Source organism: Streptomyces sp. NPDC051684 (assembly GCF_044453445.1).
Taxonomy (GTDB): domain Bacteria; phylum Actinomycetota; class Actinomycetes; order Streptomycetales; family Streptomycetaceae; genus Streptomyces.
Genome location: NZ_JBITCS010000020.1, coordinates 139,703 through 153,844 on the forward strand (window position 1 = coordinate 139,703; position 14,142 = coordinate 153,844).

A 14,142-nucleotide genomic window follows, 5' to 3' on the forward strand; every position below is an offset into this window, starting at 1 on the left:
CCGCGAGGCGGGATGGGCCGCTGTCCGATCTGGAAGGTCAACCGTTCCGCCTCTTGATGCTGTGCGGCGGCTATTCGAACACCGCCGGTCGCGCGGAACGTTACCGTATCGCGATCAGACAACCACTTCGACGCCCTCGCCGGGAGCAGTTCCTGACGCCCGTTCGGACTCCAGTGCCTGCTGGAGGATGATGACCGCGGCCGCCTGGTCGATGACAGAGCGGCCCTTTTTGGACTTAACGCCGCTGGCGCGCAGGCCCTGACTGGCCGTCACTGTGGTCATCCTCTCGTCGAGAAGTCTCACTGGAACGGGTGCCACGCCCTGGGCGAGTTCCTGGGCGAAGGCGCGGACCTTGGCCGCCGCAGGGCCCTCGCCGCCCTTGAGGGAGCGAGGGAGGCCGACGACGATCTCGATCGGCTCGTACTCCTCGACGATCTGCTTCAGCCGCCGGTGGGCGGCCGGGACGTCGCGTCCCGGCACGGTCTCCACCGGCGTCGCGAGGATCCCGTCGGGGTCGCAGGACGCGACCCCGATCCGGGCGTCCCCGACGTCGATCGCCAAGCGGCGGCCTCGGCGCATCAGTTCGCGGTCTCCGCGACGAGGCGCTCGACGGCGTCGATGGCGTCGCCGATCGCGGCCGGGTTCTGGCCGCCGCCCTGCGCGACGTCCGGCTTGCCGCCGCCACCGCCACCGAGGGTCTTGGCGGCCGTACGGACCAGGTCGCCGGCCTTGAGGCCGCGGTCGCGAGCGGCGTCATTGGTGGCGATGACCGTGAGCGGCTTGCCGTTGGCCGTCGTGAAGAGCGCGACCACGGCGGGACGGCCGCCCTGGATGCGCCCGCGGACGTCGAGGACCAGCTTGCGCAGGTCGTCGGAGCCGGTGCCGTCCGGGACCTGGCCGGTGACGACGGCGACGCCGCGGACGTCCTTGGCGGAGTCGGCGAGACCGGCGGCGGCCTGGAGGACCTTCTCCGCGCGGAACTTCTCGATCTCCTTCTCGGCGTCCTTGAGCTTGCCGAGCATCGCGGAGACCTTCTCGGGCAGCTCCTCGGAGCGGCCCTTGATCAGCTCCTGGAGCTGGGCGACGACCGTGTGCTCCTTGGCGAGGAAGCTGTACGCGTCGACGCCGACCAGTGCCTCGATGCGGCGCACGCCGGAGCCGATGGAGGACTCGCCGAGCAGCTTCACCAGGCCGAGCTGGGCGGTGTTGTGCACGTGCGTGCCACCGCACAGCTCCTTGGAGAAGTCGCCCATGGTCACGACGCGGACCCGCTCGCCGTACTTCTCGCCGAACTCGGCGATGGCGCCCTGCTTCTTGGCCTCGTCGATCGACATGACCTCGGCGTGCACGTCGAGCTCGCGGGCCAGGACCTCGTTGATCTTCTGCTCGACGTCCGTCATCACGGCCGTGGGCACGGCGGACGGCGAACCGAAGTCGAAGCGGAAGCGGCCCGGCTGGTTCTCGGAACCGGCCTGCGCGGCCGTCGGGCCGAGCGCGTCGCGCAGCGCCTGGTGCGTGAGGTGCGTGGCGGAGTGGGCGCGGGCGATGGCCCGGCGGCGCGTCACGTCGATGACCGCCTGGGCGGGGGCGCCGACGGTCACCTCGCCGACCTGGACGACGCCCTTGTGGACGTAGACGCCGGGGACCGGCTTCTGGCAGTCGCGGACCTCGACGACCGCGCCGTTGTCCAGCTTGATGCGGCCGGTGTCGCCGATCTGGCCACCGCCCTCGGCGTAGAACGGCGTGCGGTCGAGGACGACCTCGACCTCGTCGCCCTCGGAGGCGGCCGGCGACGAGACGCCGTTCACCAGCAGGCCGACGACGCGGGACTCGCCCTCGGTCGAGGCGTAGCCGATGAAGTCGGTGGCACCGGCGGCGTCCGCGATCTCGCGGTACGCGCCGACGTTGACGTGGCCGGTCTTCTTGGCCTGGGCGTCCGCCTTGGCGCGCTCCCGCTGCTCCTTCATCAGGCGCCGGAAGCCGTCCTCGTCCACGGAGATGCCCTGCTCGGCGGCCATCTCCAGGGTGAGGTCGATCGGGAAGCCCCACGTGTCGTGGAGCAGGAACGCCTTGTCGCCCGCGAGGACCGTCTTGCCGGCGGCCTTCGTCTCGGTGACGGCGGTGTCCAGGATGTTCGTGCCGCCCTTGAGTGCCTTGAGGAACGCGGCCTCCTCGGCGAGCGCGACCTGCTCGATGCGCTTGCGGTCGGTGATCAGTTCCGGGTACTGCAGACCCATCGTGTCGATCACGACGTCGAGCAGCTGCTGCACGACGGGGCCCGTGGCGCCGAGGATGCGCATGTTGCGGATGGCGCGGCGCATGATGCGGCGCAGCACATAGCCGCGGCCCTCGTTGCCGGGCGTGACGCCGTCGCCGATGAGCATCGTCGACGTCCGCATGTGGTCGGCGACGACGCGCAGCGAGACGTCCGACTCGTGCTTGGCGCCGTAGGCGACGCCGGTCAGCTCGGTGGCCTTGTCGATGACGACGCGCAGGGTGTCCGTCTCGTACATGTTCTGTACGCCCTGCAGGATCATCGCGAGGCGCTCCAGGCCGAGACCCGTGTCGATGTTCTGCGACGGCAGCTCGCCGAGGATCTCGAAGTCGTCCTTGCCGGTGCCCGGACCGCGCTCGTACTGCATGAAGACCAGGTTCCAGATCTCCACGTAGCGCTCGTCGTTGACGGCCGGGCCGCCCTCTTCGCCGAACTCGGGGCCGCGGTCGTAATTGATCTCGGAACACGGGCCGCAGGGGCCCGGAACGCCCATGGACCAGTAGTTGTCGGCCTTGCCCAGGCGCTGGATGCGCTCCTTCGGCACACCGACGACCTCGTGCCAGATCCGCTCGGCCTCGTCGTCGTCGAGGTAGACGGTGACCCAGAGCTTCTCGGGCTCCAGGCCGTAGCCACCGTCCGCCACGGAGCTGGTGAGCAGCTCCCAGGCGTACTTGATGGCGCCTTCCTTGAAGTAGTCGCCGAAGGAGAAGTTGCCGCACATCTGGAAGAACGTGCCGTGGCGGGTGGTCTTGCCGACCTCTTCGATGTCCGGCGTGCGCACGCACTTCTGCACCGAAGTGGCGCGCGGCGCAGGCGGCTTGACCTCGCCCAGGAAGTAGGGCTTGAACGGGACCATGCCCGCGGGGACGAGCAGCAGAGTCGGGTCGTCCGCGATGAGCGACGCCGAGGGCACGACCTTGTGGCCACGCTCCTCGAAGAAGCTCAGCCAGCGGCGACGGATTTCAGCCGACTCCATCAGTGGTCCTCATTCCGATTGTTGATCGAGTACCTGGTGTTCTCGAGGTACTTGGGTTGCTTGGTGTGAACGGCCTTCGTGGTGAAGGTGTTCTGGATGACGGCGAAGCGGCGCTGCGGCAGCTCCGCGGGGTCCGGCTGCTCGTTGATGCCGAGGGCGTCGCCCAGTTCGGCCTCGCGCTCCGCCATGTTGTCGCGGACATCGAGGGCGAAGTCCTTGAGCTTGTGGCCCGCTTCGACCGCCTTGTTGGCCGCCTGCGCGGCGAGCGACTCGGGAGTCAGCTGCTTGAGCTTGCGGTTGACCTTGGTGGTGGCCCATACGCCGGCGGCTGCGCCCGCGGTGAACCAGAACGTACGGCGGAACATGTCTGCGGTCAGTCCCTCTTGTTCCGGTTGGCCCGCTTGGCCCGCCGTGCCTCGGGGAGCGTGCGCCCCACGATCACGGTACGGCGCGACTCCTTGGCGGGCGCGTCCTTGCCCCGGCCACCGATGGCCCGGCGCACTCCGTAACCGAACGCGGCCACCTTGACCAGCGGCCCGCCGAAGGTGGAGGCCACGGTGGAGGAGAGCGCCGACGCGTTCGACGTGACTTCCTGGACGTCCGAGGCGATCGAGTCGACGCGGTCGATCTGGGTCTGCGCGGAGCGCACCGCGGCAGAGGCGTCGGCGAGCAGCGGGACGGCCTGTTCGGTCACGTCCGCGACCAGCTTGGTGGTCGCCCTGAGCGTCTGGGCCAGCCTCACGAGCGCCACCGCGAGGAAGGAGACCAGGATCGCCCAGAAGACAGCCACCAGAATCCCGGCAACCTCTCCACCGGACACTTGGCACCGCTCCCTAGCTCTGTGCGAAAGCCCTGTGCGAAAGCACAGCTGCTGAACATCGAAAAGTCGTCCCCCGAGCCTATCGCGCCCGACCCCGCGGTCCGTACCGCATTCGCGTCCCGAGCGGTGGACATTCGACAGTCCGATTGTACGGACCGCGCACGCCTGAGTACGCTCTGTGCCCCATGCGACGCTCTACGCGCCCCACTGATGTCCCCGCCGGTCCCCCACAACCCGGCAACCTCCCCCACGAACTCAATCGTTTCGTCGGCCGTGCCGCCGAACTCACGGCGCTGGCGGCGGCCCTGGAGTCGGGCCGCCTGGTCACGGTCACCGGGGTCGGCGGCGTCGGCAAGTCCCGCTTCGCCACCCACGCCGCCGCCCGGGTCCCGCGGTCCCTGTGTCCCGACGGGGTGTGGCGGGTGGAGCTGGCGACCGTGCGGCTGCCGGAGCTCGTCGAGTACACGCTCGCCGAGGCCCTCGGCCTCACCGACCACACCATCCGCGCACCCCGCCAGGTCCTCGTGGACCATCTCGCCGAGCGCCGGCTCGTCCTCGTGCTCGACGGGTTCGAACACCTCGTCGACGCGTGTGCCTCTCTCATACGGGACCTGCTGCGCGCGGCGCCGGGGCTCCGGGTGCTCGCGGTCGGCCGCAGGCCGCTCGCCATCGACGGGGAACGGGTGTTCCCGCTCGCCCCGCTGACACCGGCCGACGCGGCGGAACTGTTCGCGGACCGGGCCACGGCGCTGCTGCCGGGGTTCGAGCTGGACGGCCGCACGCTGATCGACGTACTGGAGGTGTGCCGGCAGCTCGACGGCCTGCCGCTCGCGGTGGAACTCGCCGCCGGGCGGCTGCGGGTGCTGTCGCCGCCGCAACTGATGGAGCGGCTCGACGACCGGTTCCGGCTGCTGCGGGGCGGCGGCCGGGACGTGCTGCCCCGCCACCAGACGCTGCGCACCACGATCGGCTGGAGCCATGAACTGTGCACGCCTCAGGAGCGGTTGCTGTGGGCGCGGCTTTCGGTGTTCTCCGGCTCCTTCGACCTGGAGGCGGCGGAGTACGTGTGCGGTGGCGAGGGCCTGCCGTCGGACGACGTCCTCGACGTCCTCGACGAGCTGCTCGCGCAGTCCGTGGTCGTCCGCGAGGAGGCCCGGGGCGAGGTGCGCTACCGGATGCTCGACACGGTGCGCGCGTACGGGGCCGAGTGGCTGGACGCCCTGGGCGACGGCCACCGGATGCGGCGTCGGCACCGCGACTGGTACATGGGCCTGGCCACCTGGTGCGAGCTGGACTGGTTCTCGCCGCGGCAGGGCGAGGTGGCCTTCCGGATCGAGGCGGAGCTGCCGAATCTGCGGGCGGCCCTCGACCACTGCCTGACCGAACCGGGCGAGGCGCATCTGGGCCAGTACCTGGCAGGCACGCTCTGGTTCTACTGGGCGGGCTGCGGGCGGCTGTCCGAGGGGCGGCACTGGCTGGACCGCAGCGTCGGCCTGGACGTCGAGTTCGACGACGGTGACGTCTGCCCCGGGGGCGGCGACGAGGGCATGGAGTACGCGGCCTCGCGCCTCAAGGCGCTGTGGGTGCTCGGCTACGTCGCGATCCTTCAGGGCGACACGGTGCCCGCGCTCGCCGCACTTCAGGAGTGCCGCGAGGAGGCGGAGCTGTCCGGGGACGCCACGGCGCTCGCGTACGCGGTGCACCGCACCGGGTGCCTGGCCCTGGTCACCGACGACCTGCCGCGCGCTGAGGATCTGCTGCGCACCGCGCTGGCCGGCTACCGGGAGATCGGCGAGCTCAACAGCAACGTCCTGATAGGCCAGGTCGAGCTGGCGATGGCGCTCGCGTTCCAGGGCGATCTGGCGGAGGCCGTGGCGCTGTGCACGGACGTCCGCCAGGTGTGCGAGGACCACGGGGAGCGCTGGACCCTCGCGTACGCGCTCTATGTGCTGGCGTACGCGCAGTGGACGGAGGGGCGTTGCGCGCAGGCCCGTGCACTGCTCGACGAGTGCCTGGCCATCGACCACGAGTTCCACGATCTGCTGGGCACGGTGCTGTCGGTGGAGCTGCTCGCCCTCGTCACGGTCGAGGAGGGGGACGCCGCCGAGGCGGCGGTGCTGCAAGGGGCGGCGGGCCGGATGTGGGCCTCCGTGGGGCTGCCGCTGTTCGGCTCGGCCTACTACAACGCGCCGCACGAGCTGTGCGAGCAGCGGGCGCGGCGGGCACTCGGTGACGCCCGATTCGCCGAACTCGCGCGCACCGGCGAGCAGTTGGAGCACGACGAGGCGGTGTCCCGCGCCCTGAGCCGCGGCGGGCGGCGCCGGGCGGCCGCGGCGGTCCCGCATCCGGCCCGCCCCGCGGAACCGGTCAGGGACAAACGCGAACCCGCCGCCTCCCGCACCTGGAAGGGCGGGGAGACGGCGGGCTGAACGCAGGTGGTACTACGTCCGCTCTCCCGTGCGGGAGACTCCGGTGAGGGAGATCAGCGGGCGTAGTACTCGACGACGAGCTGCTCGTCGCAGATCACGGGGATCTCCTTGCGGTTCGGGTCACGGTCCAGGCGGAAGGCCAGGGCCTTCAGGTTCACCTGGAGGTAACGCGGGGTCTCGCCCTCGGGGGCGAAGCCACCCTCACGCGCGACCTGGAACAGCGGCTTGTTGCGGCTGCGCTCGCGGACCATGACGACGTCGTCCGGCTTCACGCGGAAGGACGGCTTGTCGACCTTCTGGCCGTTGACCTCGATGTGGCCGTGCACGACCATCTGACGGGCCTGGTAGATCGTGCGGGCGATGCCCGAACGCAGCACCAGGGCGTCGAGACGACGCTCGAGCTCGATGACGAGCGCCTCACCCGTCTTGCCCTCGACCTTCTTGGCGCGGTCGTAGGCGCGGGCGATCTGCTTCTCGCTCAGGTCGTACTGAGCGCGCAGACGCTGCTTCTCGAGCAGACGGACCTTGTAGTCCGAGTTCTGCTTGCGGCCGCGGCCGTGCTCGCCCGGCGGGTAGGGGCGGGCCTCGAAGTACTTGACGGCCTTCGGGGTCAGCGCGATGCCGAGGGCACGCGACTTCTTGACCTTGGGGCGGGACTGGTTCGGCATGAACCAAACACCTCGTGTTTCTGATGCGAATACGGCTTCACCAGGGTTCGGGGAGGTCGCATCCGCAGCCCGGGAAACCCTCTCCTCGCTTCGAACAGCGGGGCAGGGCAGCCGCTCCCAGGTCTGGGCACATACGTGCAGCACGCGAGTGGCCCACCGACCGGGCTCCGGGCCCTCGCGGGCCGGGCTGGTGGTGGGCTGCCCGCGACACCTTCGACGGTGCGCGACGCTCCTGGATCTCCTGTGCCGCGCGGTTGTGACGCCGTACGGTTCGGGGGATCCGGCTTGATGTCCCGCTCTGGTGGTGCCGGTCTCCCTTTCGGGATCCCGGGCACGGGACACAGCACTTCGGGGCAGTCTACCGGATCAGTCGGACCCCTCGCCGCCAGGGCCCCCGAGCCGCTCGCGGACCCGCTCCACCACGTCCGCGTACCGGGCCTCCGCCCCGTAGCGCGTCGGCTGGTAGTAGCGGCGGCCCGCTATCGCGTCCGGGGCGTACTGCTGGGCCGCGATGCCGCCGGGCACATCGTGCGGATACACATAGCCCTGCGCGTGGCCCAGCTTGGCGGCGCCCTTGTAGTGCCCGTCGCGCAGGTGCGGCGGGACGGGGCCCGCGAGGCCCTTGCGGACGTCCTCCATGGCGGCGCCGATCGCGGTCGTCGCCGCGTTGGACTTCGGGGCCAGGGCGAGGGCGATCGTCGCGTGGCTCAGGGTGAGCGCCGCCTCCGGGAAGCCGATCATCGCGACGGCCTGGGCGGCGGCGACGGCGGTCGGCAGGGCCGTGGGGTCGGCGAGACCGATGTCCTCGCTCGCGGAGATCATCAGGCGGCGGGCGATGAAGCGGGGGTCCTCGCCGGCCTCGATCATGCGGGCCAGATAGTGCAGCGCCGCGTCCACGTCCGAGCCGCGGATCGACTTGATGAGGGCGCTCGCCACGTCGTAGTGCTGGTCGCCGTCCTTGTCGTACTTCACCGCCGCGCGGTTCACCGACTCCTCGACGCTTTCGAGGGTGATGCTCTCCTCGCCCTTGGCGATGGCCGCTCCGGCGGCCGCCTCCAGGGCGGTGAGCGCGCGCCTGGCGTCGCCCCCGGCGACCCGCAGGATGTGCTCCTCGGCGTCCTCGGCCAGGGTCACCGCGCCGGCGAGACCGCGCTCCTCGGTGAGCGCACGCGCGAGCAGTCCGCGCAGGTCGTCGTCGGTGAGCGGCTCCAGGGTGAGCAGTAGGGAGCGGGACAGCAGCGGGGAGATCACCGAGAAGTACGGGTTCTCCGTGGTCGCCGCGATCAGCGTCACCCAGCGGTTCTCCACGGCGGGCAGCAGCGAGTCCTGCTGGGCCTTACTGAAGCGGTGGATCTCGTCGAGGAAGAGGACGGTGTCCTTGCCGTGGGCGCCCAGGGCTCGCCGGGCGCCCTCGATGACGCTGCGCACCTCCTTGACGCCCGCGGTGATCGCCGACAGCTCCACGAACCGCTTGTTGGTCGCCTTGGACACCACGTACGCGAGCGTGGTCTTGCCGATGCCGGGCGGCCCCCAGAGGATCACCGAGGAGGCGCCGGCGGGGCCCGAGCCGCCCTCGCCGACCAGTCGGCGCAGCGGCGAACCCTGCTTGAGCAGGTGCTGCTGGCCGACGACCTCGTCGAGGGTGCGCGGGCGCATCCGGACGGCCAGGGGGCTCGCGGTCGGGTCCTTCTCCTGGCGCTCTTCGGCTGCGGCGGTGAACAGGTCGGCTTCCACGATCAGAACCCTAAGTCACGTCACTGACAACGCCGCGATCGCCGGTCGGTGCGGGGCCGCTCAGGCCCAGAGCGAGGAGCCCCAGCGCGTGAAGATCAGCACGGCGATGATTCCGATGTGCAGCACCGGCAGGGCCCAGGTGAAGTCCTCGAAGAACGTCCTGAGGGGGCGCGGCGCGGGCAGGAATCCGTTGCGGACGTTGAACGACGTGACGTACCAGAACATCAGGATCGTGGCGACCCAGGCCAGGCAGCACCACAGGCACAGGGCGTTGATCCGGTACAGGGACTGGAACTGCAGCCAGGAAACGAAGCAGACGCCGAAGAGGCAGCCGAAGTTGAAGGTCAGCCAGTACCAGCGCGGGAACCGCGCGCGGGCCAGCAGGCTCATGCCAACGCCGATCACGATGGCGTAGGTGACGAGGCCGAGCCACGGGTTCGGGAACCCGAAGGCCGTCGCCTGGTCGCTCTTCATGATGTTGCCGCAGGAGATGACCGGGTTCAGGGAGCAGCCCGGCGTGAAGTTCGGGTCCTCGGCCAGCTTGAGCTTGTCGAGCGTGATGATCCACGAGGCGAGCAGTCCGGCCGCGCCTGTGATCACCAGAAGCAGCCCGAAGGCTCGGCTGCCGCCGACGGATCGCGGTGCGGGCTCGGCACCGGTGTCACGGGAGACGGTGTCGCTTGCTGTCGTCGTCTTGCTCATCACGCCGATCCGTAGGTGAGTACGCGAGTGGGTGTGCTGCGGTCGTGCTCATTCTGCCGCACCCGTCCCGGAGTCCACCGTTCGTTGGACATAAGCAGGTACGCCTCAGGGGGCCAAATTGTTCGAGCCCCCGGAAGTCTGTTTCCGGGGGCTCGAACATCAACTGTGTAAATCGGCCTACTTCAGCTTCGCGGTGAGCACGTCGACGATCTCGTCGACGGCCACGGCGTCCTGCTCGCCCGACTCCATGTCCTTGAGCTGCACGACACCCTCGGCCAGATCGCGCTCACCGGCGACGAGCGTGAACCGCGCGCCCGAGCGGTTGGCGTTCTTCATGGCGCCCTTGAGGCCCTTGCCGCCGAAGGAGAAGTCCGCCGAGACACCGGCCTTGCGCAGCTCGGTCACCTTGGCGAACAGCACCCGCCGCGCCTCGCCGCCGAGCGGCACCGCGAACACGCTGGTGGTGGCGGGCAGTTCGAGCGCGACGCCCTCCGCCTCGAGCGCCAGGACGGTGCGGTCCACTCCGAGCGCCCAGCCGACCGAGGGCAGCGAGGGGCCGCCGATCATCTCGGACAGGCCGTCGTAGCGGCCGCCGCCGCCGACCGCGGACTGCGAGCCGAGGCCGTCGTGGACGAACTCGAAGGTCGTACGGGTGTAGTAGTCCAGGCCGCGGACCAGCTTCTCGTCGTCCTCGAAGGCGACGCCCTCGGCGGTAAGGAGTTCGCGCACCTGCTCGTGGTACGCCTTGCAGGCGTCGCACAGGTAGTCGCGCAGCAGCGGCGCGTCCGTGAGCTGCTTCTGCACGTCGGGCCGCTTGTCGTCGAGGACGCGCAGCGGGTTGATGTCGGCGCGGCGCAGGGTGTCCTCGTCGAGGTCGAGGCCACGCAGGAAGGTCTGCAGTGCCTCCCGGTACACCGGGCGGCACTCCTTGTCGCCAAGGGAGTTGAGCAGGATGCGGAAGTCGCGCAGCCCGAGCGAGCGGTACGCCTGGTCGGCCAGGATGATCAGCTCGGCGTCGAGGGCCGGGTCCTCGGCGCCGATCGCCTCGGCGCCCACCTGGGAGAAGTGCCGGTAACGGCCCTTCTGGGGACGCTCGTAGCGGTAGTACGAGCCCGAGTACCAGAGCTTGACCGGGAGGTTGCCCGCCTTGTGGAGGTTGGCCTCCAGGGCGGCGCGCAGCACGGACGCGGTGCCCTCGGGGCGCAGCGCCAGCTTGTCGCCGCCCTTGGTCTCGAAGGCGTACATCTCCTTGGTGACGATGTCCGTGGACTCGCCGACACCGCGCGCGAAGAGCTCGACGTTCTCGAAGCCGGGCGTCTCGATGTAGCCGTAGCCGGAGTTCCGCAGCGGCGCGGAGATCGCCTCGCGGACCGCGAGGTACGTCGCGGAGTCCGGCGGAAGCAGGTCGTAGGTGCCCTTGGGGGCCTGGAAGGTACTCACGGGAGGTTTCTCGTCACATTCCTCGTCGGGGAGCCTCGGTGGAGGGTCCCTGGCCGGCGGCCACCTGCCGCAGATACGGGTTGGTGGCGCGTTCCTGGCCGATGGTCGTCTGGGAGCCGTGTCCGGACAGCACCACGGTCGAGTCGTCGAGCGGCAGGCACACGCGTGCCAGCGATTCGAGCATGTCGTCCATGGAGCCACCAGGCATGTCGGTGCGTCCGATGGAGCCGGCGAAGAGCAGATCGCCCGAGAAGAAGACGGACGGAATGTCCGCCGCCTCGGGCATCTGGAAGGTCACCGACCCCTTGGTATGGCCCGGCGCGTGCGCCACGCCGAAGTCGAGCCCGGCGAGCTGCAGCCGCGCGCCGTCGGACAGCTCCCGCACGTCGTCCGGCTCCCCCACGGTCAGCTCGCCCATCAGCGGCATGCCGATGGAGCGGCCGATGCCCTTCTCGGGGTCGCTCATCATGTAGCGGTCCTCGGGGTGGATCCAGGCCGGGACGTCGTGCGACCCGCAGACCGGGACGACCGAGGCGACATGGTCGATGTGCCCGTGCGTGAGGACGACCGCCACCGGCTTGAGGCGGTGCTTCTTGAGCGCTTCCTCGACTCCCTGAGCGGCCTGGTGGCCGGGGTCGATGATCACGCACTCCTCACCCGCGGCGGGGGCAACCAGATAACAGTTGGTGCCCCAGGCTCCGGCGGGGAACCCGGCAATCAGCACAATCGTCCTTCGTATGTCGTCGAAACGGAATGCGGCCGGTGGAAGCCTACCGGCGCGGTCGATTCCACAGCGAACCCATATACGGTACGGGGCACTATCAGGGGCCCGTAGAAGGTCACGAGACGTACGAGGAGAAGACCCGGTGGTCAGCAAGGATCAGCGGCAGCGTCAGCTCGCCCGGGAGAAGTTCCTGCGCCAGCAGCAGCGGCGCGAGTCCGCTCGACGCAAGGCGCGCACCCGCAACACCGTGATCGCCTCCGTGCTCGCGGTGGCCGTCCTCGGCACGGGCGGCGCGTACGCCGCCGGGGCGTTCAGCGGTGACGGCAAGAAGGACACCTCCGGCGCGGAGGCGAGCCCGTCGGCCTCGCCGAGCAAGAAGGCGTCGGAGCCCAAGATGACGGTCGACAAGAAGGCCAAGTACGACATGGCCTTCAAGACGAACGTCGGCGACATCACGGTCGCGATGGACGCCGCGAAGACCCCGCACACCGTGAACTCGTTCAAGCACCTCGCGGACAAGGGCTTCTTCGACGGGACGAAGTGCCACCGCCTCACCACCAAGGGCATCTACGTCCTGCAGTGCGGCGACCCGGAGGGCACCGGCGCGGGCGGCCCCGGCTACACGATCCCCGACGAGAACCTGAAGGGGCTCGGCAAGCCGGCCAAGGACGGCTCGGTGACGTACAAGGCGGGCACGGTGGCGATGGCCAACACCGGGCAGCCCGACTCCGGCGGCAGCCAGTTCTTCCTCGTCTACAAGGACAGCAAGCTGACGCCCACGTACACGCCCGTCGGCACGATGGACGCGAAGGGCCTCAAGGTCGTCCAGGACGTCGCCGCGAAGGGCGTCACCGGTGGCTCGGAGGACGGGGCGCCGAAGCAGGCCGTCAAGATCAGCAAGGCGACGGTCGGCAAGAAGTGAGGCCACAGGGCCGCCCCACGCGCGCGTAGGCGCGGAATTGTGCCGCGCTGAGTGCGGACAGTGGGGCGGCCGGTCGCCTAGATTGGCTTCGTGCGGCGCGGATTCGAGCCGCGTTGTGGAGGGCGGGCCGGGCCCGCCAGGAAACTGTGGACGATGCCCCGGGGCGAGACACCCCGCGCAGGCATCATGTGGAGGAGGCGCTGTGAGCAGCGACCCGTGGGGCCGCGTCGACGAGACGGGGACCGTGTACGTGCGTTCGGCCGAAGGCAGCGAGCGAGAGGTCGGTTCGTGGAAGGCGGGGTCCCCTGACGAGGCCCTGGCCTACTTCAAGCGCAAGTACGACGGCCTGGTCGTCGAGATCGGGCTCCTCGAACGCCGGGTGCAGACGACGGACCTGTCGGCCAAGGACGCCATGACGGCGATCGAGCACCTGCGGGAGCAGGTCACGGACGCGCACGCGATCGGTGACCTGGAGGCGCTCGGCAAGCGGCTCGACAAGCTGGTGGCGAGCGTCGAGACGCGGCGCGAGGAGCGCAAGGCCCAGAAGGCCAAGCAGTCCGACGAAGCCCGGCACTCCAAGGAGGCGCTGGTCGTCGAGGCGGAGGAGCTGGCCCAGTCCGAGCAGTGGCGGGCGGCCGGCGAGCGGCTGCGCGCCCTGGTGGACACCTGGAAGGGCCTGCCGCGCCTGGACCGCAAGTCGGACGACGAGCTGTGGCACCGCTTCTCGCACGCCCGCTCGGCGTTCTCCAAGCGTCGCAAGGCCCACTTCGCCTCGCTCGACGCGCAGCGCGAGGAGGCCCGCAAGACCAAGGAGAAGCTGGTCGCGGAGGCCGAGTCGCTGTCGAACTCGACGGACTGGGGTGCCACGGCGGCCCGTTACCGCGACCTGATGACGGACTGGAAGGCCGCGGGCCGCGCGCAGCGCGAGCACGAGGACGATCTGTGGAACCGCTTCCGCGGGGCCCAGGACATCTTCTTCGCGGCCCGCAGCGCGGTGTTCGCCGAGCGCGACGCCGAGCAGGGCGAGAACCTCAAGCTCAAGGAGGCGCTCGCCGACGAGGCCGAGAAGCTGCTGCCGATCGGCGAGCTGAAGTCGGCACGCGCCGCGTTCCGCTCGATCAACGAGCGGTGGGAGGCCATCGGTCACGTCCCGCGGGACGCCCGGCCGAAGGTCGAGGGGCGGATGCACGCCGTGGAGCGCGCCATCCAGGAGTCCGAGGAAGCCGAGTGGCGGCGGACGAACCCGGAGGCACGGGCTCGTGCGGAGGGCCTCACCGGCCAGTTGCAGGCGGCTGTGGACAAGCTCACGGGTCAGATCGAGCAGGCTCGTGCCCAGGGCAACAACTCCAAGGCGGACAAGCTCCAGAAGGAGCTGGACGGCCGTCAGGCGCTTCTCGACCAGGCAGTGAAGGGGTTGCACGAGTTCGGAGGCTGAGCCTCCGTCGCAGCCGG

Annotated in this window: 12 protein-coding genes; 3 read left to right on the forward strand and 9 right to left on the reverse strand. The window is 70.1% G+C overall.

Annotated features, from left to right (window positions below; all coding sequences use genetic code 11):
- Positions 1-114: 114 nt before the first annotated feature.
- The 4 genes from ruvX to ACIA8D_RS24385 are packed head-to-tail and all read right to left on the reverse strand — an operon-like array spanning position 115 to position 4,071.
- On the reverse strand, positions 115-579 hold the full coding sequence (gene ruvX / locus ACIA8D_RS24370) for a Holliday junction resolvase RuvX (protein WP_399235388.1): 465 nt from the start codon (positions 577-579) through the stop codon (positions 115-117).
- Positions 579-3,251, reverse strand: coding sequence for an alanine--tRNA ligase (alaS, locus tag ACIA8D_RS24375; RefSeq protein ID WP_399235391.1), 2,673 nt, complete (start codon positions 3,249-3,251; stop codon positions 579-581). Before alaS ends, ruvX begins: the two co-directional genes overlap by 1 nt.
- Complete coding sequence (locus ACIA8D_RS24380; RefSeq protein WP_385763046.1) at positions 3,251-3,616, reverse strand: DUF6167 family protein; 366 nt, start codon at positions 3,614-3,616, stop codon at positions 3,251-3,253. The genes alaS and ACIA8D_RS24380 overlap by 1 nt, the downstream gene beginning before the upstream one ends.
- 8 nt (positions 3,617-3,624) lie before the next feature.
- Complete coding sequence (locus ACIA8D_RS24385; protein ID WP_385763044.1) at positions 3,625-4,071, reverse strand: DUF948 domain-containing protein; 447 nt, start codon at positions 4,069-4,071, stop codon at positions 3,625-3,627.
- A gap of 185 nt (positions 4,072-4,256) precedes the next feature.
- Here ACIA8D_RS24385 and ACIA8D_RS24390 point away from each other — a divergent pair, with 185 nt between their 5' ends.
- On the forward strand, positions 4,257-6,500 hold the full coding sequence (locus ACIA8D_RS24390) for an ATP-binding protein (protein WP_399235393.1): 2,244 nt from the start codon (positions 4,257-4,259) through the stop codon (positions 6,498-6,500).
- 53 nt (positions 6,501-6,553) lie between these two features.
- Here ACIA8D_RS24390 and rpsD read toward each other — a convergent pair whose 3' ends face one another.
- From rpsD to ACIA8D_RS24415, 5 genes are all read right to left on the reverse strand, one after another.
- Positions 6,554-7,168, reverse strand: coding sequence for a 30S ribosomal protein S4 (rpsD, locus tag ACIA8D_RS24395; RefSeq protein WP_327664298.1), 615 nt, complete (start codon positions 7,166-7,168; stop codon positions 6,554-6,556).
- 366 nt (positions 7,169-7,534) lie between these two features.
- Positions 7,535-8,902, reverse strand: a complete 1,368-nt coding sequence (locus tag ACIA8D_RS24400; protein WP_399235396.1) for a replication-associated recombination protein A — start codon at positions 8,900-8,902, stop codon at positions 7,535-7,537.
- Between the two features lie 60 nt (positions 8,903-8,962).
- Positions 8,963-9,604: a vitamin K epoxide reductase family protein gene (locus ACIA8D_RS24405; protein ID WP_399235397.1), complete on the reverse strand. Its 642-nt coding sequence runs from the start codon at positions 9,602-9,604 to the stop codon at positions 8,963-8,965.
- A 177-nt stretch (positions 9,605-9,781) separates the two neighbouring features.
- Positions 9,782-11,044, reverse strand: coding sequence for a histidine--tRNA ligase (gene hisS, locus ACIA8D_RS24410; RefSeq protein WP_399235399.1), 1,263 nt, complete (start codon positions 11,042-11,044; stop codon positions 9,782-9,784).
- A 13-nt stretch (positions 11,045-11,057) separates the two neighbouring features.
- Entirely contained in the window at positions 11,058-11,768 is a 711-nt protein-coding gene (locus ACIA8D_RS24415) for an MBL fold metallo-hydrolase (RefSeq protein WP_399235401.1), read from the reverse strand.
- A 142-nt stretch (positions 11,769-11,910) separates the two neighbouring features.
- Between ACIA8D_RS24415 and ACIA8D_RS24420 the strand changes: the two genes are divergently transcribed.
- A complete protein-coding gene (locus ACIA8D_RS24420) occupies positions 11,911-12,690 on the forward strand; it encodes a peptidylprolyl isomerase (RefSeq protein ID WP_399235403.1) in 780 nt (259 codons plus the stop codon).
- A 202-nt stretch (positions 12,691-12,892) separates the two neighbouring features.
- The gene (locus tag ACIA8D_RS24425; protein ID WP_399235404.1) at positions 12,893-14,125 is read left to right on the forward strand and encodes a DUF349 domain-containing protein; all 1,233 of its coding nucleotides are present in this window, start codon (positions 12,893-12,895) and stop codon (positions 14,123-14,125) included.
- The last annotated feature ends 17 nt before the right edge of the window (positions 14,126-14,142 follow it).